Raw genomic sequence first — 26181 nt, forward strand, 5'->3', positions numbered from 1 at the left:
AATGTCGGGTAACATATATCTCAAAGATAGGCATGATTCAGAAGTGGAGGATTAATATGAAAGATATCATGGCGCAAGCTGGCGAGCTTAGACGAACAGGGCAAGCAGTGGAAGCGCGAAAGCTTCTTTTGAAGGCATTAGAACAGCAACAAAATGATGCAGAACTGTGGTATCAGACAGCTTGGACGCATGATTCATTGGGCTTAGAGAGGGAAGCGGTCTCTTTTTATGAAAAAAGTCTAGGTATGACGTTGTCCGCAGAATCAAGAAAAGGAGCCATCCTGGGATTAGGCAGTACATATCGTGTATTGGGGGAGTATGCCAAGGCGAAAGAATGGTTGGAAATAGGGATGGACGAATTTTCGGACTACAGACCGTTTCGGGTATTTTACGCGATGGTATTATATAATCTGGGGGAATACGGGAAAGCCATGCAGGAGCTGCTAACGGAGGTGGCTGAGACGACCTCAGATTTATCTACACAGGAGTACTCACGCGCCATTCAATATTATGCAGATAAACTGGATCAGATCGAGGCATAGGTGGACAGAAGTGAGAGCATAAGCAGTAACGTGCATATACGCTCGTACATAAAAAGATCACAGTCAGAGAGCAGTAATTCTCTTCCTTGACTGTGATCTTTTGCTGTTTATTGTTTGGTTATAGGGTCCGTAACTTGATGAGTTAAATAGCTGCGATTACTGCGCTCCCTCGGTAACGGCGATTTCCTTCTCCAGGTTTTCTCTGGACAGGTTGGCCTTCAGGTAATCCGGGGTATCGGGCAGGACCAGGTGCAGATTGGATTTTTGACAAATGCGGATGGTGCACTTTTCGACGATAAAATCAAAGACATGCCCACCCCCAGTACGTTCATCGTTAATAAAATGGAGATGAAATCCGGCTACCCCAATACCTTGAGCATAGGCAGGTGTCCAAAAACCTGTAATCACCCCAGAAGCGTCGTTAAAAGAGAACGTAGGCTGAGATTTGGTCGCTTCGATAAAAGGTTTGTAAGGCTTCACCTGGTGAGGGACGGTACGTGTCTTTACTTCACGGAAAGTGCCATCCATACGGAAGGCATAGAACAGATTACGGCTTGGAAACAACTTTAACAGCAGAGCTTCCAGCTCTTCGCGATGCATGGGGCGGTCAATAGTATATGTGAAATCTTCTTGGAAAAAGGTGACGGTGGAAAAAGGTGTGGTTTCTTCCGGTTTTACGCGATGGGCCGTACCGTCTGGAAGCAAGTGATAGAATTCACCATCGAACGCGATCATCTCGCCATTCAGTTGATCAAAGGTACCAATCCCAAAATCCCCGTGCTTTTGCAACTCCTCAAAGGCAACAACTCCGTCATAAAGACCATCTAATAGAGCGAGCATAGTGGACGTTTGGTAAATATCATGATCAGTTTCTTGCTTGGTTTCCAGTCCTGCAACGGTCATGGTAATACACTTCCTTTTGTAATTGTATGCATTTATTTTCTTTCTTTTTCAATAATAAACGTAAAGTTTCAGTAAATAACGCGAATAACTCAAAAAAATCATAAAAAATAACGTTTTGCTCCATAATTGTCACGAAACCGTCACGAGTGAGTCTTGGTAAAGGTTAGTTTAATTGATTTGGCAGCAGTTTACGTCCCAACTGGATATTATCTTGATAATTAATCGGGATATCAACGACCACAGGACCATCCGTATGAAGTGCCTGCTGCAATACGCTTTCCAGTTCTTCAGGAGAGTGCACGCGTAATCCGGTGGCCCCGAAGCTTTCCGCATATTTCACAACATCGACATCTCCAAATTTTACACCAGATGTTCTGCCGTATTTAATCTGTTGTTGAAATGCAACCATGTCATAGGTACCATCTCTCCATACGATATGCACTAGCGGAGAGTTAAGACGTACAGCGGTTTCGAGCTCCATGGATGAAAACAGAAATCCTCCGTCTCCAGAAATAGAAACGACTTTTTGACCGGGGTTGACGAGTGTGGCAGCAATCCCCCAAGGCAGTGCTACGCCCAACGTCTGCATTCCGTTACTGAATAGAAGGCGCCGTGGTTCATACGAACGGAAATATCGTGCCATCCAAATGTAGTGTGAACCAACATCACAGGTGACAGTGACATTATCGTCGATCAGGCTGCGCAGTGTACGAATAAATTGTAATGGATGAATCAGATAATCATGACTGTGTACAGGAACAGCTTCTTGCTCGTTCAGATCATGACGAAGACGATTTAATTGGTCACAGGAGGCTTTAGGTAGCTTTAAGGTAGGCAATTCTTCTGCAAGGCCACTCACAATCAGGGCTATATTCCCGATAAGCTCGTGATCAGGCTGATAATCATGATCAATATCTGCTTGATGATCATCCAGATGAATAAGGGTTCGGTTCGCAGGAATGTTCCAGTTTTTTGGATCATATTCAATAGGATCATAGCCAATCGTCAGTACCAGATCTGCCGCTCCAAGAAGCATGTCACCCGGCTGATTATGGAACAGACCGACTCTCCCAAAATAGTGGCTTTCCAGCTCCCGGGAAATGGCTCCAGCGGCCTGAAAGGTTTCAACCACAGGCAAATCCGTGTTTCGAATCAGTGCACGGATGGCTGCTGTAGCTTCGGGTGTGCTGGCTTTCATACCGAGAAGGAGTACGGGCAGCTTGGCTTTTTTGATTTGGCCTGCAACTTGTTTGATGAGCTCGGCGGGTGCGGTTCCAAGCTGGGGAAGGGAAACCTTCTCAATGGCGGTTACTTCGGATGACGAAGTCAACACGTCCTGCGGCAGACTGACAAATGTGGCTCCAGGCTGGGCTGAGGTCGCAATCCGAAATGCATTAGTAATTGCTTCCGGTACACTATCCGGATGTTCTACTTCTACACTGTACTTGGTGATGGGTTCGAATAGTCCGGCGTTATCCATAGATTGATGCGTGCGTTTCAGGCGTTCTGATCTTGGGACTGCACCTGCAATGGCGACGACAGGATCACTCTCTGCATTAGCGGTGACAAGTCCTGTCGCCAAGTTAGACGCGCCTGGACCGGAAGTAACAATGCATACGCCCGGTTTACCGGTTAAACGACCGACCGCTGCTGCCATAAAGGCGGCATTTTGTTCATGACGGCATATGATCAATTCTGGACCCCGATCTTGAAGAACATCAAAAACAGAATCGATCTTGGCACCTGGAATGCCAAAAATATGCGTAACCCCTTGCTTGATCAAACAATCGACAACAAGGTCGGCTCCTTTTGTATCGGATTTGGTTTTAGTTTTAGTTTGAACAGCTTGAACTTTGGTACTCAATGCTACCACCTCTTCTTTTCATCTTTGAAATAAACCAATGAAATACTTTCAATGTAAAACAATGGATGTATATTACAATTATAATGCAATAACTGGTATTTTCAAGAAAGAAATTTTCTGAAAAAAAGAGAAAAATACATAAAACGTTTTCAAAGTTTGATTTATCGGGGAAAATTAAAAATTGTAGAATTTTCTTTTGGTATCAGCCATCGGAAAAATATAGAACAAATCTGCTCCAAATGGCAGTAGGCCATTTTTTTATCCGCTCACATGATAAAAATCACTTTCGTCAACAAAGGATAGCGGTTACAATGTAATTGTTGTTAACGTAAACATTAAATTTAAAGTGAAGTAACCCGGCTTGAAATGATGTACAGGTATCGTATTATAGCTATATTATCTTGTCTAATCACGAGACCTGCTATGTGGTGGAGAATGCTATTATTGAAAAACGAGTACAGTACAAGCATTTTTGTTAACGTTAACAATTTATTAAGAAACACGATTATAGAAGGGATGAGAAAGTAATGACTAAAGCGTTTTTAGACGAAAACTTTTTGTTGAGCAATCCAACGGCTGAAATCTTGTATCATCAATACGCCAAGGATATGCCGATTATTGACTATCATTGTCATTTAAGTCCACAAGAAATTTATGAAAATAAAGCGTTCAAGAATATTACGGAAGCTTGGTTGTACGGAGATCATTACAAGTGGAGACTTATGCGGGCCAATGGGGTTGAGGAACGCCTGATTACGGGGGATGGCGAAGATTATGACAAGTTTTTGGCATGGGCCAAAACCGTACCTACACTAATCGGCAATCCGTTGTACCATTGGACGCATTTGGAGCTTCAACGCTTTTTTGGTGTCTATGAGCTGCTGAATGAACAGAGCGCACCAGTGATCTGGAAAAAGGTAAACCAAAAGCTGCAGGGAAAGGGCTTTGGCGCACGTGATCTCATTGTAAACTCGAAGGTAACTGTGGTGTGCACCACAGATGACCCGACAGACCATCTCGAATACCACAAACAAATCAGCAAGCTGACTGATTTCCCAGTGGCAGTGCTACCAAGCTTCCGTCCCGACAAGGCTTTGGAAATTAATCGCGAAACTTTCCAGCCTTGGGTGGCTCGGTTGGGTGAAGTCAGCGGACTGGATGTTTCTGGCCTGGAAGGATTTTTGAATGCGTTGGCGAGCCGAGTGCGCCATTTCCATGCGGCCGGAGGCCGAGTATCTGATCATGCGCTGGATACTGTAGTCTATGAAGAAACGACACGGGAGGAAGCCGCAGTCATATTCAATAAGGCGCTGGAGGAAGGCCATGTGACTCCTTTGGAGGAGGCGAAATATAAATCGTACGTTCTGGTTTTCCTTGGCAAACAGTATGCAGAACATGGCTGGGCTATGCAATACCACATCCACGCGCTGCGTAATAACAACACTGCTATGTTCCGTCAATTGGGACCGGATACAGGCTACGATGCCGTAAATGATGGCTCTATCGCTCGTCCATTGGCGGCATTGCTGGACGCACAGGAGCTGGCAGGAGGATTACCGAGAACCATTTTGTATTCGCTTAATTCGGTTGATTATCCAGTACTGGCAAGTCTCGCGGGTTGTTTCCAATCTGGTGGAAATGTGGGGAAAATCCAGTTTGGCACGGCATGGTGGTATAACGACCATATCGAAGGTATGCAGGAGCAGATGAAGCTGCTGGCTAACTACGGGGTGCTGTCCCGCTTTATTGGTATGCTGACGGATTCCCGCAGCTTTCTCTCCTACACACGCCATGAATATTTCCGCCGTATACTCTGTGACTTAATTGGAACGTGGGTTCAGGAGGGTAAGGCGCCTGAGGATCTGGAACTGCTCGGAGCCATGGTACAAAACATTTGCTACAACAACGCCGAGCAATATTTTAATTTCCCAACGGTTGTTCATAGTAAGTGAAACTACGCCCTAAGGCGAGAGGACTCACTAACTTCATAAGAAAGGGCTCTTGCCAGGAGCTTGTTTCAAAACTCCCGGTAAGAGCAATTAAAATAAAATAGTTATCAACTGAGGATTTTGCAAAATCCTGAACTAATTATGTGAAATTAATTACAAACATAGAGGAGTGTGTAGGTATGGGAGTGCCTATCGTGCAGGAGAACGTCCAAACTGACAACAAGACAGGCGATCATATTAGCCTGAAAGAAAAGATTTCGTATGGTATGGGTGACTTTGGAAACGGATTCATGTTTGATTTGGGGCAATTGTATTTGCTGAAATTCTTTACAGATGTAGCAGGGGTTTCTGCAGGAGCCGCTGCAGGCATTTTCTTGGTCAGCAAGCTGTTTGCCGCCGTCTGTGATCCCATTGTCGGGTCCTTTGTTGATTATCGCAAACATATCGGTACACGTGGAAAATTTAGACCTTTTCTTATTGTTGGAAGCGTTATCCTTGCAATTCTTACGGTTCTTACCTTTATTTCGCCGAATATTTCACCCACAGGAAAACTCATTTACGCATATGCGTCCTATATGATCTGGGGAATCGGCTACTCTATTGTAAACATTCCATACGGCTCGCTGGGTGCCGCCATTACACAGGATACTCATCAACGTGCTTCATTGTCATCTTTCCGTCAGGCCGGATCTCTGGGCGCATTATTCGTCACCAGTGTCGTTGTCATGCCGCTTATTTTACTGTTTCCTAACCATCATGTTGGCTATCCAGTTGTGATGGGGATTATGTCACTCATTGGTGTGATCGCTTTCATCATATGTTACCGAGGAACGAAAGAACGTATTATTAGCCAGTCCGGGCCAAAAGAGAAGCTATCTATAGGCGTTATTGTGCATACTTTTACGAATAACAAGCCTTTGCTGGTACTCGTTTTGATGACGATTTTCACTATATCCGCGTACAATATTAAGTCCGCACTGCTGATCTATTTTGCCGAATATAACTTGGGGCATGTAGAGTTAATGGCTTATATGAATTTTATTATTATCGGTTCGTCGCTACTGGGTGTATTGTTCCTGCCCAAGCTGGTACGGCGTTTCGGTAAACGAAAAACAGCCATTCTGGGGATGCTGGTTAGTGTCATTGCCGACTCCATTAACTTTTTTATGCCCTCAAATGTATACATTTTCACAATCCTGGCCAGTATTTCGTTCATTGGTATTAGTATTCCTAACGGGGTAACCTGGGCATTCGTGTCCGATATCATTGATTATGGCGAATGGTCATCTGGGGAGCGTAAAGAAGGGATTACTTACTCGTTATTTAACTTTTCACGTAAGTTGGCTCAATCCTTGTCTGGCTTTCTATCGGGTATCGGACTAGCGCTCATTGGGTATGTTCCGAATGTGGTTCAGTCCTCTGGAACGCTGCTTGGGATCAAAGCATTACTTTGTCTCTATCCGGCTGTTGCCCTGGCTTTGGCCATGCTGGTCATCGGTAAAATGTACAAGCTGACGGACAGCAGACATGCAGAAATGGTTCAAGAATTACAGCGTCGACATGCGGACAACCGCGTATAATTTGTGAAAGTCTTCTTTTCCGGGCGGCTCCTGTGGTATGGTGGGTATATAATTTTTTTAGAGCCTCACTAAGGAAAGGATACGTATATGGCAGCTACCATTAAAGACATTGCCAAATTGGCTAATGTTTCCCATACAACCGTCTCCCGGGCGCTCAATAACAGCCCGCTGATTAAAGAAGATACGAAACGCAAAATTATGGAGTTGGCAGAGCAACTCAATTACATCCCAAATTTTAATGCCAAAAGCCTGGTTCTCCAGCGCTCGCATACGATTGGCCTGTTTTTCACCAGTATTTCAGAAGGCACCAGCTCCAGTTTTTTTGCCGATACCATCCGCGGAGTTAATCATGTCATTGGGGTAGATTACAATCTGTTTGTGCGAGGAATTGACGATTACGCCGATTTTTCGGCCATTCACCGCAAGCGTTTTGATGGTATCATTCTGATGAGCCAGAGCGAGGCGGACAACCCTTTTATTTATCATGTGCTCGGTCAAGGCATTCCGCTTGTTGTTCTGAATCGGCAGGTGTCCGGGGCGGGGATTGTTAATGTGATTTCTAATGATAAAGAAGGGTCGTATGAAGCGGTCTCCTTTCTCGTTGAAAGCGGCCATGAACGCATTGCGATCATCGAAGGGGTAGAAGGCTTCAAGTCTACCCAGCAACGCCGCGAGGGTTTTATGAATGCGTTGATTGATAGTGGTAAGCCGATTCGACATGAATATATCGTGCAAGGTCATTATGATACTGAAAGTGGTAGCCAGGCAATGAAGCAATTGCTTTCCTTGCAGGAGCCGCCGACAGCGGTATTTTGCTCTAACGATGATATGGCTATTGGGGCAATGAATGCGGTATTCGAAAACGGCTTGAAGGTACCAGAGGATATCTCTGTCATTGGTTTTGACGATATCGGGTTCTCAATGTATACGACTCCACCGTTAACAACGGTCAAAAGACCGATTGAGCAGATTAGCGAGCGCGGAGCCGCCTGCATTCTGGAACGAATTCAGTCACCGTCCAATGAGGGTGAGCTCATATTTATGGAGACCGCGCTCATGAAGCGGAAATCAACGGCAGGCAGACCACACTAAGTTTCGTCTAATTAACAGGCAGGCCAAAAGGGCAGAAACCATGCTAGATGTATGGTTTCTGCCCCTTTTAGATTGAAATGCGTTCTGCTTCGTCTGTATTTAACGAAAGAGATTGGTTTTAGCCAGTTCTACAATCTCGTCACCACGTCCGTTCAGCATCGCTTTCATCATCCACAGTGTAAATCCTTCTGCTTGTTTAAGATTAATTTTGGGTGGCATGGACAGCTCCTGACGGTTCACCACCACGTCTACCACAACAGGGCCATCATGAGCCAATGCTTGCTGAATGGCATCCTCCAGCATGGTCGGATCTTCAACCCGGATGCCCTTGAGTCCCATGGCTTGCGCTACAGCACCAAAATCAGGATTCACCAGTTCAGTACCGTTTTCCAGGAATCCGGCCGCCTTCATTTCCAGCTCGACAAAACCGAGAGCGCCATTATTGAAAACAATGACTTTGATAGGCAGCTGATGCTGCTTCAGGGTGAGCAGGTCGCCCATCAGCATCGTGAGTCCGCCATCGCCTGAGAGGGCAATCACTTGTCGGTCAGGCTCAGTGGCCTGTGCTCCAATCGCCTGTGGTAACGCATTTGCCATCGTGCCATGGTTGAACGAGCCGAGAAGCCGACGCTGACCGTTCATCTGCAAATAGCGCGCCGCCCATACAGTGGGAGTACCGACATCACAGGTGAAAATAGCATTTTCCTGCGCGGCGTCACTGATGACCTTGGCGAGATATTGCGGATGGATCGGCGTATGACCTGGTTTACCGACAGCAAGGTGATCCAACTCCTGGCGTACCTTGGTATAGTGGGAGACGGTTTTCTCTAGATGCTTGGAATCATGCTCTGACGTTAAATGGGGTAGCAGCATTTCCAACGTGGCTTTTACATCCCCGCATAAACCATACGTCAACGGAGTACGTCTGCCGAGATGGGCTGGCTCTATATCTACCTGTAGGACAATCGCATCTTCAGGGTAAAATTGTCTGTAAGGGAAGTCTGTTCCGAGCATAAGCAGGACGTCACAATCCATCATCGCATGGTACCCGGAAGAATACCCGATCAGTCCCGTTAATCCAGCATAATAAGGGTTGTCATACTCTAGATATTCCTTGCCTCGCAGAGCGGATACCATGGGGGATTTTAACTTGTCGCATAGCTGCATGAGCAATTCATGAGATTGTGAACAGCCGGCGCCGCATAGTAGCGTAATTCGTTTGCCTTTATTCAAATATTCGGCCAGTCGGGAAATTTCGGAAGCTGACGGATGCACTACAGGTGTAGTGGGATGGTAGACATGTTCAGGGACGGGTACCTTTTCCGCCCCCAAAGCTGCTACATCACCGGGAAGAACAATGACGGAGACACCTGAACGTGAAATTGCCTGTTGAATGGCCATGGTCACCGTTCTGGGAATTTGACGCGGTGTCGTAATAACTTCACAGAAGTGACTGCATTCTCCGAAAAGATGCTCAGGATGCGTCGCTTGAAAATATTCACTTCCGATTTCGTCGCTAGGAATGTGAGCAGCAATAGCCAGTACAGGCACCCGATTGCGGTGACAATCATATAAACCATTAATCAGATGTAAATTTCCGGGGCCACTGCTTCCAGCACATACAGCAATGCTGCCACTAAGGTCAGCGTCCGCTCCGGCTGCAAAGGCAGCCACTTCTTCGTGCCTTACATGAATCCATTCGATTTGACCATTGCTGCGAATGGAATCCACCATATTATTTAGAGAATCTCCAACAATGCCATAAATTCGCTTGACCCCTGCATTGATCAAAACTTGTACAATAGTATCTGCAATTGTCTTCATAGATGTTCCTCCTGCCTAGTAAGTAGTGTTATCCTGCCCGTGCTTTCTTGCGTCTATTCTCCTGAAAAGTATATAAGGACAAGGTCTCGGATAGGGTGATAGTTAGCCTTAACCGTCTTGGCTCAGCAGCGAAACAACAGAAAGAGGTCCATATACTTGCCGGTTGTTATGCAAAACTATTATGTTAACGTGTTCATATTATTGTCATTATTATTTTTTTGAAGTAAAAATGTTGAGAAAACTATTTTGTTAACGTGTGCATTATGCTAAAATAACGTTGAAATCATTATGGTAATAGTGGGAGGATACTCCGGATGAAAAAAGTAGATGCATTAGACCAATTAAACAGAAAGAGCTTTATCGTTACTGAACCACATCCTGTGAGGGTGCTGCAATTCGGGGAAGGGAACTTTCTGCGTGCTTTTGTAGACTGGCAATTTGACAAAATGAATAAGCTGGCAGAATGGAATACGGGAGTTGTGATTGTACAACCGCAGCCAGGAGGCCTCGTGGAGAAGCTTAACGAGCAGGATGGCCTGTATACGGTTATTCTTGAAGGGATTAAGGATGGGAAGGCCATGAAGGAGCATACCGTTGTGGAGTGCGTCTCTCGTGGGATTAATCCGTACGGCTCAGATTTTTTGGAGTATGAAGCACTATCCCAAAAGCCGGAGCTGCGTTTTGTTGTGTCGAATACGACGGAAGCGGGGATCGCTTATGCCCCAGAGGATCAGCTAGAAGATCGTCCGCAAAAGAGCTTCCCGGGCAAACTGGCTGCCTTTCTGTATAAGCGCTTTCAATTTTTTAGGGGCGATCAGAGCAAGGGATTGGTGATCATTCCATGCGAGCTCATCGACCGTAATGGAGACGCTCTCAAGGAAATCGTACTGAAATATGCGGACCTATGGAAGCTTGGGGCTGAGTTTATTGCATGGATAGAGGAAGCAAATACGTTCTGCAACAGTTTGGTGGATCGAATTGTACCAGGTTATCCCAAAGACCGAATCCATGAAATCCAAGCGGAATTGGGTTACAAGGACGATTTGGTTGTTGTGGGCGAACAGTATCATTTATGGGTTATTGAAGGGCCACAGTGGCTTAAAGAGGAATTACCTGCTCATTTGGCAGGATTGAATGTCCTGATTGTTGACGATATGGCGCCATACCGTACACGGAAAGTGCGCATTTTGAATGGAGCACATACGGCGCTTACACCTGTAGCTTATTTATATGGCCTGGACACGGTGGGGCAGGCGGTTGAGCATAATATTATGGGCAATTTTATCCAGTCGCTGATTCGAGAAGAAATTATACCGACGCTTGATTCGCCAGAAGCGGAATTGAATGTATATGCCGACGATGTTATTGAGCGGTTCCGTAATCCCTATGTAAATCATTATGTTATGAGTATCGCACTGAATTCAGTGTCTAAGTTCAAGACACGGAACTTGCCATCCTTGCTCCAGTATGTAGAACAACGTAAGGAGCTGCCTGCCAAAATCGTGTTTTCACTGGCGTCCTTACTCGTATTTTACCGGGGTGATAGAAATGGCGAGTCGATTGCGTTGGCAGACGGAGCTGAAGTGTTGAGCGCATTTGGTGAACTGTGGAGTAAATATGACGGTACTCTCGCCGGGGCGAAGCAATTGACTGCGCTGGCACTTGGCCGGCAGACATGGTGGGGTCAAGACTTGAACCAGATCGAAGGGCTGGCTGAACAAACGGCACAGCACGTGTATGAAATTACAAGCAGAGGAATGAAGGAGACGCTCGATTCTCTAACCGGGAACAGCGTGCCAAGAGCATAAGCAAGGAGGAAACCGGAATGCTGGAATTCATTCAAATTCATAATCAAGATAACGTGGCTGTCGCCTTGCGTGATTACAAGCAGGGAGAAACACTGGCATGGGGAGCACAAGAAGAACAACGGGTGGAGCTAGCCGAGGATGTAGCACGTGGGCATAAAATCGCCTTGCAGGATATACCTGAAGGTGGGCATGTTCTGAAATACGGATATCCCATCGGTCATGCCATTCAGCCCATTCAGGCAGGTCAGCATGTGCATACGCATAATACGAAGACGAACCTGACAGGCGTGGAGGAGTACACTTATAAGCCTAAGCCAGCTCCTCATTTATATGAGCAGGAGAGTCGTACGTTTCAAGGTTTTCGGCGAAAGGACGGTCGTGTGGGGATTCGCAATGAGTTGTGGATTGTGCCGACGGTCGGCTGTGTGAACGGGATCGCTGAACTCATTTTAAACCGTTTCAAGCAGGAAGCGGGAGATATTTCGCCTTTTGAAAATGCACTTGTGCTCAAGCATAACTATGGTTGTTCTCAGTTGGGTGACGATCATGCACATACGCGCACGATTTTGATCGATGCCGTGAAACATGCGAACGCAGGTGGCGTACTTGTACTGGGTTTGGGCTGTGAAAACAATGAAATGAAAGAATTTAAAGAAGCCATCGGGGAATATGATTCGGAGCGGGTAAAGTTTTTGCTTTCCCAGGATGTGTCGGATGAAGTGGAGGAAGGGGTAAGACTGCTTCATGAAATTTTTGCGGCCGTGCAAGAAGATCGACGGGTACCTGTACCTTTGTCTGAGCTGAACATCGGCTTGAAATGCGGTGGATCTGATGGCTTATCAGGTATTACTGCCAACCCACTACTCGGACGATTGTCGGATTATATGGCAGCGCAAGGTGGAACAACGGTATTGACAGAAGTACCTGAAATGTTCGGCGCAGAGACGATTTTAATGGAGCGTGCTGCCGATGAGCAAGTATTTGGTAAGATCGTACATCTGATTAACGATTTCAAACAATATTTTCTAGATTACAAGCAGCCAGTATACGAAAATCCGTCACCAGGCAATAAAGCAGGGGGAATCACGACGCTGGAGGATAAATCACTGGGCTGTACGCAAAAATCCGGGTCTTCCACGGTCACTGATGTCATTCAGTACGGGGAACGTCTCAAGACCAAGGGACTCAACCTGCTCAGCGCGCCGGGCAACGATCTAGTGGCATCTTCAGCTCTCGCCGCAGCGGGCTGCCAACTCGTCATTTTCACAACTGGACGCGGTACGCCGTTCGGCTCCTTTGTTCCGACGATGAAGGTCTCAACCAACTCGCCGTTGTATAAGGCTAAACCTCATTGGATCGACTATAACGCCGGTTCATTGGTGGAGGATGTCAGTATGGAAGATGCGCTCCGCAACTTTGTCGATTACATTGTCGATGTAGCCAGCGGAACCTGGGTGAACAATGAGAAAAACAATTTCAGGGAGCTCGCTATTTTTAAAAACGGTGTTACATTGTAAAAGGTTGTAGTGTAAGGGAGGCGGAATTGTTCCGCTTCCCTTTTTGAGTTTGTATGCTTCCAAATAGGCATGTTAGACTTACTGCAAAACATGCAATATTGATTTTTAAATGAAGGGAGAAGTACAAGTGCAAAACGAAATAGTTGCTTATCGGGAAGAAAATCATGATCAACTCGTTGATATTTGGCAGCGGGCTGTACGTCAGACTCACACATTTTTGTCGGAAGAGGACATTCAATTTTATCATCATATCGTACGCAATGGTGTTTTAAGAGAACTTGAGGTTTGGATGGAATGGAATACAAGTCAAGAACCAACAGGTTTTATCGGGCTGGACGGATTGAAAATAGAGATGCTGTTTGTGGACCCTGAACGGCATGGGCAGGGCATAGGCAGTCGACTCATTCAGCATGCTGAAAAAATAAAAGGGAAGCACCTCAAAGTGGACGTGAATGAGCAGAACGAGAAAGCGTATGCTTTCTACAGACATTACGGCTTTGTACAAACGGCGCGATCTGCACTGGATGGATCAGGTCGGCCATTTCCTTTGCTTCACATGGAAATGAACAAGTGAACGCTCCACTTTCATCGCTATTTTAAAAATTGGAATATATTATCATAATGTACTTGTCATATGTTTGATTTTATGATATAACTTAATTACGTAATAAATACGTAATTAAGTTATTTTTAGTTAGGATTTAGAGCTTACTTTTGTTTGGTGAATATAAAAAGTCAGACAAGGAGGCGGGAATAGTGGATGATCTTGTTCACTCCGACATCACAGATCTAGACACACTTGTCAACATGATTAAGCTGTCTTTTTCATTTGCGGACGGTGCCAATATGATTGCTTTATGCGACCGGCTGTATAGCCATGTCAACCAAAAGTATCAGGAATTGCAGCTCTACAAAGCGCGCAAGAAACCTATACAACCCATACATACCAAACGGCCGCTAGTCTACTACTACGGCTACAGTCATCTCATGAAAGGCATGGCTTTCCAAAAACAGGGCAAGTATGAGGCCGCTCGCGATTGCATCGAAAAATATGCAGAATTGGGCTGGTTTAATGGTCTTGATCAATATGGGGAAGCAGAGGTGGAATATTACCGCTATGCTGCCAGAGCTAATTTGTATGCCCTTGATATTTTGTCAGGCCATGCCGAAGTGTTGCAGGAATATATCCAATTTCTTCGTAACAATCCAGAAGAGCTGTTACCGGGGCTTCTTTCCATCGTTGAGGGAGCGTTGAGATACGACTATCCTTTAGAGGCTGTGCTAGAATCATTTGCCGAACAAATTGAAGGTTTTAAATATTTTGAAGAGCCTGTGAATGTATCTTATTATTTTCGCTTCTGCTATCAACTGGCTCTTTATTATATCAAGCAACAACAGTTTACGGTTGCGTTGGGCTATATCCTGCAATCTCTCATGCTGTCCGATACCCTGGGTATGGAACATGAACATGAGTTTAGGAAATGTACCGCTGTATTTGAAATTTTCAGATCCCAAGCTACAGCAACACAGCAAGACCAATATATAACTATTTTAAAAGGAGTGTTAAAGGATGAAAAAATTGATTTCACGCCCTCTGTCGCTCAGTCTGTTTAGTTTGCTAGTGTTTGTTACAAGTCATGATCTCATCACGGTGTTTTATCATGGAGCCAATCATTAAGAAGGCAGAAGTACAGTAGAAAATTAGTTGTTTTAGCAGGTAGGCAGTTGATTTGAAAATATGATGTGGAAGTACACCAAATAGCAAGTAAGCCCATTAAGATCAGGGCTTACTTGCTATTTGGCGTATTCTGAAGACCGATCATAACGCATATATATAACGTTGGTACATGTCGCAAAAAAATTTAAGCTGTTGTAGGTTTATGTAGTAAACCCTGTTCTGATGGATGCAATGAAATCCTTGTCTGTTGGTAAACCGGGAAGGGCTCTTCCGTACTGTATGATCTGCTTTTTAACGCTGCATCCAGTGCCCGTAGCAAGGAACCTATGAATTGCTCTGGAGAAAAGAAAATGCTTTTTCCGACCATATGAATGTGAAGCTCGTTATGGTCACGGTTGCTTACAGACAGCAATAAGCCTTGACCCTGAAAGCCCGTACCGATTGCGCGTATTTTGTTTATACCCGAGAGTAACATTTCCGTCTTCACCGCACGCCCCTGTTCCTCCACAAATACAGAAATCAGGCGTTTGTCTGTAACGATAACAATTTGGTTACCCCGAAATGTATGACTCAGGTGTAGAAAATCTTTATATACTCCAATTGTCTGCTCATGCGGAGAAACAATCCCCATCCGTACAAACTCCTCCAGCTCAGTGACATCGGGTTCCTGATGATTTTTAATTCGTTTTTTGATACTGAACTGAATAGTCAGAATACCCAAGATAGCTATGAGAAAAGCGCTAAGTCGGACGTTAAATATAAAGAACATCAGAACAATAAGGCCGCCTACTAACCACTGTCCCCAAGTTAGATAGCGCAGCTTTTGTTGTACCGTACGACGATAATAACCGTAGCCTTTTCCCGGTTGATACTCTTTAGTAAACTTTGTCATACCACGCATCATGCTTAATCCATAGACGGATAAAATGGTCATCGCGAGCGCCAAGAGCGTCATAAGCCATTCCTGAGCTGCAACGCCAACTAAAGTACACAGACCAAACATGATGAGCCCCGCCCAGCAGGCAACCTTTTTAATTCGAACCTGTTTCTGAATCGAACGAACCAATTCTTCCATTCTTAATCCTCCTGATCTAGGTATATAGGTAATGATTGGAATCACATATAGTCTTATCGTACCATTTGATAGTCTTCTTCGTAAATTAATAGATGTAAAGATCCAAAGGATGGAAGAAGATTTTCACGTATAGTCAGATCCCCACCTGAACTTTAGATACCAAAATCAAAAAAAACGGTACTACTCATTCGAAGCAGAAGCCTCTAAAATTATAAATGTAAGTGCTTACATTAAAGAGAAGGGAGGTCTTCTGTATGAGTACAGGATGGAAAAATCCGCAGCCACAGCCACAGCCACAGCCACAGCCGCCGATTCGATCAGGTAGAGGGGCATCATCACTAGCGCGCAAATGGGTTCAACAAAGACATTTGCAGACCATGGCGCTGCTTGGGGTGGTTTGGATGATTATTTTTCATTACATTCCGATGTACGGTATTTTAATTGCGTTCAAACATTTTGACATCATTGGAACCATATCAAGCGCACCTTGGGCGGGGTTAGAGCATTTTCGGGCCTTTTTGGAGGATGATAACTTTTGGTACATTGTCAAAAACACACTGGGCATTAGCTTGCTCAAGCTGGCGATTGGCTTCCCGTTGCCCATTGCATTTGCTCTGTTCCTGAATGAAATACGATCTATTCGGTTCAAAAAATCTATTCAGACCATTTCGTATCTTCCTCACTTTTTATCTTGGGTCATTCTTGGCGGGATCTTAACGACGTGGCTGGCAGATACCGGGATGATCAATCAACTGTTGCTAGCCTGGGGTTGGATTGACCAGCCGATCAGTTATTTGGCAGAGCCGAGCTACTTTTGGACTATTGTCGTCAGCTCGGATATCTGGAAGGAGCTAGGATGGTCAGCCATTATTTATTTGGCAGCAATGGCGGGCGTATCTACAGACATGTACGAAGCGGCCACCATTGACGGAGCCGGACGGTTTCAGAAAATGTGGTACGTCACACTTCCCGCTATCAAGGGGACAATATCTATTTTATTTATTTTGGCGGTTAGCGGCATATTGAACTCCAACTTCGACCAAATTCTCGTCCTGCGTAACTCGCTGAATGAAAGTGCAAGTAATGTAGTTGATATTTATGTATATCAGGTGGGTATTCAGCAGGGCCGTTTCTCGTATTCTACCGCGGTGGGTTTGTTGAAATCGGTTCTTGCTCTCATTTTGCTGCTAATTGCCAATTCGGTGACCAAACGGGTGAATAATACATCCCTATTTTGAAGGAGGACGGAAGCATGCAGCTATTGCAACGTAGAACAGCAGGCGAAGCGATATTCGATTTCATGAACAATGTCTTCATGCTGATCATTTGTTTTGTGACGTTGTATCCCGTATGGTATGTGCTGGTGAATTCCTTTAACGAAGGAGCAGACGCTATGCGGGGCGGCATCTACTGGTGGCCGAGAGTCTTCAGTCTGGGCAGCTATCAGGCCGTATTTGCTAACAATGGTATTATGACTGCGATGGGAGTGACTATTGCCAAGACGCTAATCGGCACGATTGTTCATGTGTTTTTTACCGCTATGATTGCATATGCATATTCCCGTAAAGAGTTGATCGGGCGCAAGCTGTATATGCTGATTGGCACCATTACCCTGTTTTTCGGTGGGGGATTGATTCCAACGTATTTGCTGATTCGTGATCTCGGACTGCTGGACAGCTTTTGGGTGTACATCATTCCTGCGATGTTCAGCTTTTTTGATCTTATTATTTTTATGGCTTTTTTCCGAGAACTGCCAGATGCACTGGAAGAGGCGGCGAAAATAGATGGTGCGAATGATTTTGGTATCTTTTGCCGGATCGTGCTTCCTGTATCCATGCCGGTAGTAGCGACGATTGCGTTGTTTCATGGGGTATACCAGTGGAACGATTATTTTACCGGAATGATCTATATTAATAATACGGATCTACAGCCGATTCAGACGTATTTGTACCGGGTTGTTGCCCAATCTAGCTCTAATCAGATGATGGCTGCTGCACCGGGGGTCGTTGCCCAGTCCGTCACTTCGCAATCGATCAAGCTGGCGACGATGGTCGTGACGACATTGCCCATTGTACTGGTATATCCTTTTCTGCAAAAGTATTTCGTCAAGGGTCTGATGATCGGCTCGATCAAGGGTTAGCACATCATCCAAGGGGGAGATTTATGATGAACATTCGCAAATGGCAGAAGGGGCTGTTGGCCTCTGTTCTGCTGGTGGGTTTGCTCGCGGCATGTACGTCTGGAGGAGGCGGTACTGTCACGGAATTGAAGGACGAGAAGACCAAGGCTACGGCAGATGCACCGGGATGGAAGGCGGATATGGAGCCGATTACGTTTGACTGGTATTTGAACTTTTCCTGGTTCCCAAACAAGTGGGGGACGGATATGACCTCAAAGTATGTTACGCAAAAGACCGGGGTCAGCGTCAATTTTATCGTACCTGCAGGGAATGAAAATGAAAAGCTCAACACCATGCTGGCCTCCGGCAAGCTGCCTGATTTTGTGACGCTGGGTTGGGGGGAGGACGCTGTCAAAAAAATGATTGAGGGCAAGATGGTGCTTCCGCTCAACAAGCTGGCCGAGAAATACGATCCGTATCTGATTAAAATAGCTGATCCGGCGAAAATGTCCTGGTATCGCCAAACGGACGGGAATGTATACGGGTATCCTAACGCTTCTTCTTCGCCACAGGATTATCAAAAATACGGCCAAAATTTTGTTTCCAACCAGACGTTTATGGTTCGGAAGGATATGTATGAGGCGATCGGCAAGCCGGATATGAGAACACCGGAAGGATTTTTGAAAGCGCTTCAAAAAGTGAAAGAGAAATTTCCGGAGGTGAACGGTCAGCCTCTTATCCCGATAGGATTCCACGAATTTACGGATAACGGAAATTATTCTTTTGAAGACTATTTACTTAATTTCCTAGCCATTCCTCATGAAAAGGACGGCAAGCTATACGATCGTCGTTCGGACGAAGAGTATATTCGCTGGCTCAAAACATTCCGTCAAGCCAATGAGCAGGGGTTGATCGCCAAGGACGTATTTATCGACAAACGTCCGCAAATGGAGGAAAAGGTGGCACAGGGTCGATATTTTGCCATGTTATATCAGCGTTCCGACTTTGCCACACAACAGGTGATGTTATATGCGAAGGACCCGAACTCTGTCTATATCGCGGTGGACGGACCTTCGAACAGCAAGCTGGACCCGCCGACGCTGGCTGGACCGGGTATTTCCGGCTGGACGGTGACGCTTATTTCGAAGGATGTCAAAGACAAGGAGCGGGCTATTGAATTTCTGACTTATCTGATTAGCGAGGAAGGAAATCGCGACCTGTATCTGGGAGAGCAGGGCAAGCTGTGGGATACGGTTAACAGTAAGCCAGCCTTCAAGCCGGAGGTGCAGGAGCTGCTGAACAAGGATCGTTCTGCTTTTGATAAAAAATATGGCGCCTCCTTCACCTTCTGGATGCTGATGGATACGAATATGAATTTGCAGTGGGCACCGCCCAGCGTCGAGCCGTATAAGCAGCCAGAGGATTGGACGAAAGGCAAGACGCAAGGCTTCTCCCAATATGACAACATCAAACCGACTGGGACTTCGACAGAGGGCATTGCATCAGGTCAGATAGATAAAATTTGGGGCAAGGCATTGCCGAAACTGCTGCTGGCTTCCTCAGATGAGGAATTCGACCAGCTGTTTGCTCGCTTTTTGGAAGACCGCAGAAAAGCAGGATATGACAAAGTTATGGTCTATCAGCAAAAAGCCTATGAGGAAAATCTTAAGAAAATTGAACAGTTCACCAAATGATTCAATTCAATAACTTAATCTATTGAACCCCTAAGGATGTGATTTCATGCCAGGCCGTGCACGTTCACTGATAAAGAGCCTGCTGCGTGGCACGATATGGCAGTGGCTGACGGGAACGGCCGATCGGCTTGGCGGTTGCTCCCTTCAAGTCAAGCTCATTGTCGCGTATATCGGCGTCATTTTAATCCCGGTGGTATTGTTCTCACTATATACCTTTCACCAACTGTACGAGAATACGATGAAAGACATTACCGTACAAAATCAGTATGTGTTGGATACAGAGCTGGCCCATATTCACAGCAATATGGAAATTATGGAGCGAACCGCACAGCTTGCGATCTCAGATCGCAACGTACTTCGTTATCTGACCGATGAACGTGAAATAAGTAGCGATGAGCTGGTCCAATTCAACTTGAATGTGTTTCCAAATTTACAGCACTTGCTGTACAGTAATCCCAATGTAGAGAACATTCGACTGTACACGAGTAATCCCCAGGCACATGAAATATGGCCAATGATATTCAATGAATCACGATTGCCTAAGGCTTCCTGGCTGAAAACAGCTCAACTCCGACAAGGGAAAATATGGTGGGAAATGTACAAAGGGCCGAAAAGCTTACTTGGGGGACAATCCCGGCAGGAAAGTGAGACAGTGCAGTATATGGCACTGCTGCGTGAAATTCAGTCTACTGGAGGAAGACACGCGGGGTTGGTAGAAACAAATATGAGGCTGGAGCTATTTTCACCTAGGGTATTTGGAATCCCGCAACATGATCGCGCATGGCAAATGTTCATTCTGGACGGCGACGATTACAGCTCAAGGAACGCTGACAAACTAATGTCTTCTACCGGAATAGCTACAGATTCCTCTCAATCAGATTCAATTTCGATCCCTCTGTCCCATGTGCACCATCTGTTACAGTCCCAGGTTCAGGGGCCGGGTGGTGCTTTTGATTTTTCCTATGAGAATAAGCCTTATCTCGGTATGTACCGTTATATAGAAGGGTTGAACGCCTATCTGCTAAATGTGGTGGCGCTGGACGGTCCTTTGGGTGATCTCCGTCAGAAACGCAATGCCATGCTGCTCATTATTAGTATGCTGATTTTGTTTATGTCCGTCATTTCCTATACCTTGCATGCCTTCATACTCAAGCAGCTACATACACTGCGTGAATCCATGAAAAAAGTAGAGCAGGAGGGTGACTTTCAACTTAGGATTCCAGTATATGGGCGGGGAGAAGTGGCTGAGCTGGCTTTATATTTTCGCAGTTTGCTGAGTCGAATTAACGGGCTCATTGCCGAGGCAGTACACAAGCAGGCCACTGCTCAGGAGGCTGAACTGCTAGCGCTTAAGCATCAGATTGATTCCCATTTTCTCTATAATACATTGGAAAATTTAAAAATGATGGCGGAGATAGAACGACAGTATCCGCTGTCGGATGCTCTTACCTCCCTTGGCTCGATGCTGCGTTATAATCTCCAATGGTCGGGGTCGTGTGTTGCATTGCGGGATGAAATCCGCCATATTCAGCATTATGCGGCCATCATGAACATTCGCCATGATAACCAAATTGGATTGGAAATTCATCTATCTTCGGCGTTTATGGAACTGGAGATGCTAAAAATGTCGCTGCAGCCTGTAGTTGAAAATTCTATCAAGCACGGTTGGAGTACATTGCAAAGCCCATTCAGCATCACGATTGAAGCTTGCCCTAAGCAGGATATTATAGAATTGCGTATACAGGATAACGGAGTGGGGATCTCTGAAGAAAGAAGAAACGCTATCATGGCTGGTCTAGCGCGAACGGATATGGATTCCCACGAGCCCGGGACGACTGGGGGGATTGGTTTGTATAATGTGCATCGCCGTTTGAGTATGCAGTATGGCGCAGAGTATGGCATAAGACTGGACAGCATCCCCGGACAATCGACGACAGTGACCCTGATTTTACCTAGACGTTACATGATGAGAGGGGCGGACCATGACGACCAAACTGTTGATTGCGGATGACGAGAAAAATATTCGAATGGGACTTCAAGCCATGATCGAACGGGAATTTTCCGGTCTCTATGAATGTGTACTGGTCAAGGACGGAAGGGAAGCCTGGCAGCATGTGAAGCAGTTTTTGCCCGAGTTGGTGATAACGGATATCCGTATGCCTATTATGGATGGCATTATGCTGATGCAGCATATTCGTGAGCTGGAGCCGGAACGCAGGCCTTTGGTGATCATTCTCAGTGGATATGACGAATTCCAGTATGCGCGCGAAGCGATTCGCTGTGGGGCACGGGAGTATTTGCTCAAGCCGATTGTAAGGGAGGAACTGTTCGGTGCGCTTGCAGTTTTGAATGAGGAATTGAAGCAGAGGAACCACCTCACATACGATAGTGTTGTCAACGTGGAGAGAGATAGACTGGTTGGAGGAATGGATACTTCTGCCATGGTCGATAGAAGCGGTAGTATGACACGTGCTATCCAATACATTCATGCTCATTACAGCGAGGATTTGAATATGGCAGTGGTATCCAACTCAGTATCCTTGAATTATACGTATTTTAGTCAGGCGTTCAAAGCCTATACAGGCCTTAGCTTTGTTCAATATGTAAAAAGGCTGCGCATAGCAGAAGCCAAAAAGCTGCTGGAGTGTCAAGGGGGCAAGATTTATGAAATTGCAGCTAACGTAGGCTTTGACAATGCAAAGCACTTTAACAAAGTGTTTCGGGAGCTGGAGGGGATGACCCCGCAGCAGTTTCGAGTGCAGAATCAAAGGGGTAATTAGATATAAAGAGGCGGAAAACCTTCACTGCCTTTTTAACCTTATCCTGATATAATAAACGTAAGCATAACCATGGCCTTCAATCAGAGAGTTTGTACACAATCACACGAATCGCCGAATGGAAGGGGAGAGCATATGGTTATTTATGAAACGGACCAAGCTTATATCATGACGACACAGCATGACCATGCTCATATTTCAGGTGAGTTGGCTTCACAATGGGAAGAGAATGCCTTCAAGAATAGACGTCATAAGCAGGATTTTGTATATGCAGCAAGGGAGCATGATCGGGGTTGGATACAGTTAGACGCTGCTCCTTTCTGGAATGATCATGTGTCTGCACCTTATACGTTTATTGATTTTCCGCTCAATCCGCGTTTTGTTTTCTATCGTCTTGGGATTGATGAAGTCGAACAAAGTAATACGTATGCTGCGTTGCTGTGTAGCTTGATGTACAAGGAGCTAGTCGGGCGGACCGAGCATCAAAACGCTCAGGACAAGCAAATTACGCACGCTTATCAGGAAGCGGAGGCACAGCGTCGTCAGAGGCTCAAACAGGAGCTGGCATGTGGCGTAACCTTCGACCATCAAGTGCGGACGGATGTACGGAGAATGTTGTTTTGCGACGAATTGAGTCTGTTTTTGTGCAGTCGAGAGCCGGGTACGCCTACAGCAGATTATGAATGGTTTGCTGAAGGTTTGAGCTTCCCGGCTGTTCGACATGAAAGCGGGCGAGTTTGGGCCGAGTGGCTGTCGGATCAGACTGTAGGTCTATCCTTTTTTCCTTTCAGGGGCAAGGTAGGGATTACTCATACCTTTAAGATGGTGGACAAGGAGAAAATTCGTACCTTGGGTCTCCTAGAGGCTTACCGTTCTTCCAAATGGACGCATCGAACCTTTACCGTTGAACATATCATGGAAGTAGAAGAACATAAGGAGAATGCCTGACCGTCTACGGATACAGACTCGAACAATAATTTGTTCGTAGACGCAGAGAAAAGCAGAGCAAAGCCTCCCTGAACCATGATTCAGAGAGGCTCGTTTTTTCTAGCTTTAACATTCTACGATTTTGCAGATGTTTTCGCACGATTGACAATGGTCTGTACCTTATTCAATACCTTATCGCGTGCCCCTTTATTTTTCATCAGATACGTAACACCCATTCCCAATGCTGCTATCACCCATTTTTTATTCTTCATGAATAACGCCTCCTTATGATCATGTTGTCATACACAAATGCTTAAAAGCATCCAAAATGTGAAAAGATGAACGGGATTTTACGATTTAGTGATTCCTTGCACTCGTTCCGCATAACTATGATTTTACCCTTCTCCATCACATCTTACCCGTTCCTTCGCCAATGAAACGATTACGACTGTCTTTTCATGTTTAATGGATATTATCAAATATCCCGCCACAATTGCTTCAGACGCACATGACAGGGAGGTCTTTGTTATGAGAAAGAAGGAAGTGGTTGCCATGCTGCTCGCCGGCGGACAAGGCAAAAGACTCAAAGGACTTACCCGTACACTAGCCAAACCGGCAGTGTTTTTTGGAGGGACTTACCGCATTATTGATTTCCCTCTCAGCAATTGCACTCATTCTGGTATAGACACTGTAGGCGTATTGACCCAATATGAGCCGTTGGTGCTTCATTCCTATATCGGCGTAGGCAGTGACTGGGATTTGGATCGCTTGGACGGAGGAGTGTTCGTTTTACCTCCGCACGAGAAAGAAGATGGAAACAACTGGTACAGGGGCACGGCAGATGCAATTTATCGAAACCTGCATTTCTTGGATCAGTATGACCCAGAGCATGTACTCATTCTGTCAGGGGATCACATTTATAAAATGGACTACAGTCGAATGCTCCACTATCACAAGGAGAAGGAAGCAGACTGCACCATTTCTGTCATCAATGTCACGATTCAGGAAGCCCAACGATTTGGGATCCTGAACGCCGACGATGATCTGAAAATATATGACTTTGAGGAAAAGCCTGAACAGCCGAAAAGTACATTGGCCTCCATGGGTATTTATTTGTTCAAATGGGAGGTGTTGCGTCGCTATTTACTGGAAAGCGCAAGTGATTCTGAATCCTCACATGATTTTGGCAAGGATATCATTCCGTTGCTGCTTCAGCATGGCCGGTCGCTGTATGCGTACCCGTTTGCTGGGTATTGGAAGGATGTGGGTACCATTCAGAGCTTGTGGGAGTCCAACATGGATCTTTTGGTTCAGGACCCGCCTTTGAATCTGAACGATCCTTTCTGGCGCATCTATACTCGCAGTCCCAATCAACCGGCCCAGTATATAACCCAACGGGCGATTCTCAAAAACAGTATTGTAAATGAAGGCTGCGTGGTGGATGGCGAAGTAAGGCATTCTGTACTATTTTATGGGGTCGAAGTAGGTGAAGGGAGCGTTATTACAGATTCTGTCATCATGCCAAACGTAAAAATTGGGCGCAATGTACGTATCCACCGGGCTATCGTGAATGAGAACATCGTTATTGAAGACAACGCGTTTATCGGACCTGAAGATAGTTCTGATGAGATTATTTTGTTCGATCAGGAAAGCCAGCTTCATGCACGAATTTAACCCGGATAAGGACGGTGTCTGCTATGAGTCGACTCATTGGAGTTATCAACCTGGATCACGAACTGGATCAGTTGAAGGAGTTGACCTATTTCCGGTGCGGGGCCGCAGTCCCCTTTGCCAGTCGATATCGGCTCATTGATTTTACCTTATCCAACATGATGCATGCAGGGGTGCATGATATCGCACTGTTTATCCGCCGCAAATACCGTTCGCTGCTGGATCATTTGGGTGAAGGTCGGCCTTGGGATTTAGACCGCAGACGGGGCGGGTTGTTTATTTTACCACCGGACTGGAATGATCCGACGGATGCATCACGTGGAGATTTGCAGCATGTGCACAACAATCTGGATTTTTTTCATCGCTCATCGGGGCAAACCATTGTTCACGCAGGGACTCAGCATGTCAATAAGGTGGATATCGAGGATGTATACCGTTATCATCGGGAGAAAAATGCAGATGTTACCCTCGTATATAAACCCATAGACCAGCTCGAATCTGAGCATGCTCCTTGTGCACGACTGGAGATTGATGAGAACGGACGGGTGACTGGTATTCATCAGGAGCAGGATCATCATAATATTTATCTGGAAATGTTCGTGATGGACAAAGGCTTGTATCTGGATCAGGTGAAGCATTGCATTGCCCATCAGGATAATCATTTCTTTCGCGATGCCATCCAGAAAAACCCAAGTGGGCTGCGCATTTATGCGTATCGTTATGAAGGTTATCATGCAGTCATTAATTCTATCGAGAGCTACTATAAAAATAGCATGAAGCTGCTGGATCAGCAGCAGTATCAAGCACTGTTTCAGAATCAACCGGTGCATACCAAAATCAAGTATGAAGCCCCGACTCGTTATACGCACAGCGCCGAGGTGGATCATTCGCTTGTTGCTAATGGCTGCACCATTGGGGGCAAGGTCGAGAACAGTATTCTTTTCCGTGGAGTGCAGGTGGAGGAGGGCGCGCGGGTAAGCAACTCGATTATTATGCAAAAATGTGTCATCCGTAAAGGGGCAGTTGTGGAGAATGTGGTGTTAGATAAAGATGTACAGCTTTCACCAGATCGAACTCTGATTGGAGACATTAGAGTTCCCTATGTCATTGCCAAGAATAGCGTAATTTAAAGGATATACTTAGCCATTAAAACGGAAATAA

General features: G+C 45.6%; 21 protein-coding genes. 16 read left to right on the forward strand and 5 right to left on the reverse strand.

Translation table 11 applies throughout. The annotated features are described in order from the left end of the window. The first annotated feature begins 56 nt into the window (after positions 1-56). The gene (locus NSQ68_RS10925) at positions 57-542 is read left to right on the forward strand and encodes a tetratricopeptide repeat protein (RefSeq protein WP_165147386.1); all 486 of its coding nucleotides are present in this window, start codon (positions 57-59) and stop codon (positions 540-542) included. 156 nt (positions 543-698) lie between these two features. Here NSQ68_RS10925 and budA read toward each other — a convergent pair whose 3' ends face one another. Continuing rightward, positions 699-1445, reverse strand: coding sequence for an acetolactate decarboxylase (gene budA / locus NSQ68_RS10930; protein WP_165147383.1), 747 nt, complete (start codon positions 1443-1445; stop codon positions 699-701). A 163-nt stretch (positions 1446-1608) separates the two neighbouring features. Continuing rightward, positions 1609-3318 carry an acetolactate synthase AlsS gene (alsS, locus tag NSQ68_RS10935; RefSeq protein WP_029519073.1) on the reverse strand — a complete coding sequence of 570 codons (1710 nt, stop codon included), beginning with the start codon at positions 3316-3318 and terminating at the stop codon, positions 1609-1611. Positions 3319-3836: 518 nt separating this feature from the next. Between alsS and uxaC the strand changes: the two genes are divergently transcribed. From uxaC to NSQ68_RS10950, 3 genes are all read left to right on the forward strand, one after another. Further along, a complete protein-coding gene (uxaC, locus tag NSQ68_RS10940; protein ID WP_342428813.1) occupies positions 3837-5261 on the forward strand; it encodes a glucuronate isomerase in 1425 nt (474 codons plus the stop codon). A 176-nt stretch (positions 5262-5437) separates the two neighbouring features. Then, positions 5438-6838, forward strand: a complete 1401-nt coding sequence (locus tag NSQ68_RS10945) for an MFS transporter (protein ID WP_307350120.1) — start codon at positions 5438-5440, stop codon at positions 6836-6838. 87 nt (positions 6839-6925) lie between these two features. Continuing rightward, complete coding sequence (locus NSQ68_RS10950) at positions 6926-7930, forward strand: LacI family DNA-binding transcriptional regulator (protein WP_029519078.1); 1005 nt, start codon at positions 6926-6928, stop codon at positions 7928-7930. A gap of 99 nt (positions 7931-8029) precedes the next feature. Here NSQ68_RS10950 and poxB read toward each other — a convergent pair whose 3' ends face one another. Continuing rightward, positions 8030-9754 (reverse strand): ubiquinone-dependent pyruvate dehydrogenase, encoded by a 1725-nt coding sequence (gene poxB / locus NSQ68_RS10955; RefSeq protein WP_342428814.1) that lies wholly within the window; start codon positions 9752-9754, stop codon positions 8030-8032. A 314-nt stretch (positions 9755-10068) separates the two neighbouring features. Here poxB and NSQ68_RS10960 point away from each other — a divergent pair, with 314 nt between their 5' ends. The 4 genes from NSQ68_RS10960 (at position 10069) to NSQ68_RS10975 (ending at position 14693) form a co-directional block, all read left to right on the forward strand. Further along, complete coding sequence (locus NSQ68_RS10960) at positions 10069-11562, forward strand: tagaturonate reductase (protein WP_342428815.1); 1494 nt, start codon at positions 10069-10071, stop codon at positions 11560-11562. Positions 11563-11579: 17 nt separating this feature from the next. Beyond that, positions 11580-13079 carry an altronate dehydratase family protein gene (locus tag NSQ68_RS10965; protein ID WP_307350126.1) on the forward strand — a complete coding sequence of 500 codons (1500 nt, stop codon included), beginning with the start codon at positions 11580-11582 and terminating at the stop codon, positions 13077-13079. A 127-nt stretch (positions 13080-13206) separates the two neighbouring features. Continuing rightward, positions 13207-13653: an acetyltransferase gene (locus tag NSQ68_RS10970; protein ID WP_307350129.1), complete on the forward strand. Its 447-nt coding sequence runs from the start codon at positions 13207-13209 to the stop codon at positions 13651-13653. 182 nt (positions 13654-13835) lie between these two features. Continuing rightward, positions 13836-14693, forward strand: a complete 858-nt coding sequence (locus tag NSQ68_RS10975; RefSeq protein WP_322252028.1) for a DNA-binding protein — start codon at positions 13836-13838, stop codon at positions 14691-14693. A gap of 248 nt (positions 14694-14941) precedes the next feature. Here NSQ68_RS10975 and NSQ68_RS10980 read toward each other — a convergent pair whose 3' ends face one another. Then, positions 14942-15832 (reverse strand): hypothetical protein, encoded by an 891-nt coding sequence (locus tag NSQ68_RS10980; RefSeq protein ID WP_342428816.1) that lies wholly within the window; start codon positions 15830-15832, stop codon positions 14942-14944. Positions 15833-16086: 254 nt separating this feature from the next. Between NSQ68_RS10980 and NSQ68_RS10985 the strand changes: the two genes are divergently transcribed. From NSQ68_RS10985 to NSQ68_RS11010, 6 genes are all read left to right on the forward strand, one after another. Continuing rightward, positions 16087-17070 carry an ABC transporter permease subunit gene (locus NSQ68_RS10985; protein WP_342428817.1) on the forward strand — a complete coding sequence of 328 codons (984 nt, stop codon included), beginning with the start codon at positions 16087-16089 and terminating at the stop codon, positions 17068-17070. Between the two features lie 14 nt (positions 17071-17084). Next, positions 17085-17972 (forward strand): carbohydrate ABC transporter permease, encoded by an 888-nt coding sequence (locus tag NSQ68_RS10990; RefSeq protein ID WP_250272020.1) that lies wholly within the window; start codon positions 17085-17087, stop codon positions 17970-17972. Positions 17973-17998: 26 nt separating this feature from the next. After that, positions 17999-19645 carry an extracellular solute-binding protein gene (locus tag NSQ68_RS10995; protein WP_342429103.1) on the forward strand — a complete coding sequence of 549 codons (1647 nt, stop codon included), beginning with the start codon at positions 17999-18001 and terminating at the stop codon, positions 19643-19645. A 46-nt stretch (positions 19646-19691) separates the two neighbouring features. Continuing rightward, positions 19692-21656 (forward strand): sensor histidine kinase, encoded by a 1965-nt coding sequence (locus NSQ68_RS11000; RefSeq protein WP_342428818.1) that lies wholly within the window; start codon positions 19692-19694, stop codon positions 21654-21656. Further along, entirely contained in the window at positions 21628-22425 is a 798-nt protein-coding gene (locus NSQ68_RS11005) for a response regulator (protein WP_342428819.1), read from the forward strand. Before NSQ68_RS11000 ends, NSQ68_RS11005 begins: the two co-directional genes overlap by 29 nt. A gap of 132 nt (positions 22426-22557) precedes the next feature. Further along, a complete protein-coding gene (locus NSQ68_RS11010; protein WP_342428820.1) occupies positions 22558-23370 on the forward strand; it encodes a DUF3891 family protein in 813 nt (270 codons plus the stop codon). Positions 23371-23483: 113 nt separating this feature from the next. On the opposite strand, the gene NSQ68_RS11015 is transcribed toward NSQ68_RS11010, so the two are convergent. Further along, positions 23484-23621, reverse strand: a complete 138-nt coding sequence (locus tag NSQ68_RS11015) for a hypothetical protein (RefSeq protein ID WP_250244867.1) — start codon at positions 23619-23621, stop codon at positions 23484-23486. Positions 23622-23877: 256 nt separating this feature from the next. Between NSQ68_RS11015 and NSQ68_RS11020 the strand changes: the two genes are divergently transcribed. Together NSQ68_RS11020 and glgD are read left to right on the forward strand one after the other, a co-directional pair. Further along, positions 23878-25023, forward strand: a complete 1146-nt coding sequence (locus NSQ68_RS11020) for a glucose-1-phosphate adenylyltransferase (protein WP_342428821.1) — start codon at positions 23878-23880, stop codon at positions 25021-25023. 23 nt (positions 25024-25046) lie between these two features. Beyond that, positions 25047-26150 carry a glucose-1-phosphate adenylyltransferase subunit GlgD gene (gene glgD / locus NSQ68_RS11025; RefSeq protein ID WP_341161647.1) on the forward strand — a complete coding sequence of 368 codons (1104 nt, stop codon included), beginning with the start codon at positions 25047-25049 and terminating at the stop codon, positions 26148-26150. Positions 26151-26181 lie beyond the last annotated feature (31 nt).

The organism is Paenibacillus sp. FSL L8-0158 (assembly GCF_038592965.1).
Classification (GTDB): domain Bacteria; phylum Bacillota; class Bacilli; order Paenibacillales; family Paenibacillaceae; genus Paenibacillus; species Paenibacillus polymyxa_D.

Excerpts from the sequence above, each read along its gene's own strand:
- NSQ68_RS10925 (WP_165147386.1), top strand. The coding sequence starts at position 57 with ATGAAAGATATCATGGCGCAAGCTGGCGAGCTTAGACGAACAGGGCAA.
- budA (WP_165147383.1), bottom strand. The coding sequence starts at position 1,445 with ATGACCGTTGCAGGACTGGAAACCAAGCAAGAAACTGATCATGATATT.
- uxaC (WP_342428813.1), top strand. The coding sequence starts at position 3,837 with ATGACTAAAGCGTTTTTAGACGAAAACTTTTTGTTGAGCAATCCAACG.
- NSQ68_RS10945 (WP_307350120.1), top strand. The coding sequence starts at position 5,438 with ATGGGAGTGCCTATCGTGCAGGAGAACGTCCAAACTGACAACAAGACA.
- NSQ68_RS10950 (WP_029519078.1), top strand. The coding sequence starts at position 6,926 with ATGGCAGCTACCATTAAAGACATTGCCAAATTGGCTAATGTTTCCCAT.
- poxB (WP_342428814.1), bottom strand. The coding sequence starts at position 9,754 with ATGAAGACAATTGCAGATACTATTGTACAAGTTTTGATCAATGCAGGG.
- NSQ68_RS10960 (WP_342428815.1), top strand. The coding sequence starts at position 10,069 with ATGAAAAAAGTAGATGCATTAGACCAATTAAACAGAAAGAGCTTTATC.
- NSQ68_RS10965 (WP_307350126.1), top strand. The coding sequence starts at position 11,580 with ATGCTGGAATTCATTCAAATTCATAATCAAGATAACGTGGCTGTCGCC.
- NSQ68_RS10980 (WP_342428816.1), bottom strand. The coding sequence starts at position 15,832 with ATGGAAGAATTGGTTCGTTCGATTCAGAAACAGGTTCGAATTAAAAAG.
- NSQ68_RS10985 (WP_342428817.1), top strand. The coding sequence starts at position 16,087 with ATGAGTACAGGATGGAAAAATCCGCAGCCACAGCCACAGCCACAGCCA.
- NSQ68_RS10990 (WP_250272020.1), top strand. The coding sequence starts at position 17,085 with ATGCAGCTATTGCAACGTAGAACAGCAGGCGAAGCGATATTCGATTTC.
- NSQ68_RS10995 (WP_342429103.1), top strand. The coding sequence starts at position 17,999 with ATGAACATTCGCAAATGGCAGAAGGGGCTGTTGGCCTCTGTTCTGCTG.
- NSQ68_RS11000 (WP_342428818.1), top strand. The coding sequence starts at position 19,692 with ATGCCAGGCCGTGCACGTTCACTGATAAAGAGCCTGCTGCGTGGCACG.
- NSQ68_RS11005 (WP_342428819.1), top strand. The coding sequence starts at position 21,628 with ATGACGACCAAACTGTTGATTGCGGATGACGAGAAAAATATTCGAATG.
- NSQ68_RS11010 (WP_342428820.1), top strand. The coding sequence starts at position 22,558 with ATGGTTATTTATGAAACGGACCAAGCTTATATCATGACGACACAGCAT.
- NSQ68_RS11015 (WP_250244867.1), bottom strand. The coding sequence starts at position 23,621 with ATGAAGAATAAAAAATGGGTGATAGCAGCATTGGGAATGGGTGTTACG.
- NSQ68_RS11020 (WP_342428821.1), top strand. The coding sequence starts at position 23,878 with ATGAGAAAGAAGGAAGTGGTTGCCATGCTGCTCGCCGGCGGACAAGGC.
- glgD (WP_341161647.1), top strand. The coding sequence starts at position 25,047 with ATGAGTCGACTCATTGGAGTTATCAACCTGGATCACGAACTGGATCAG.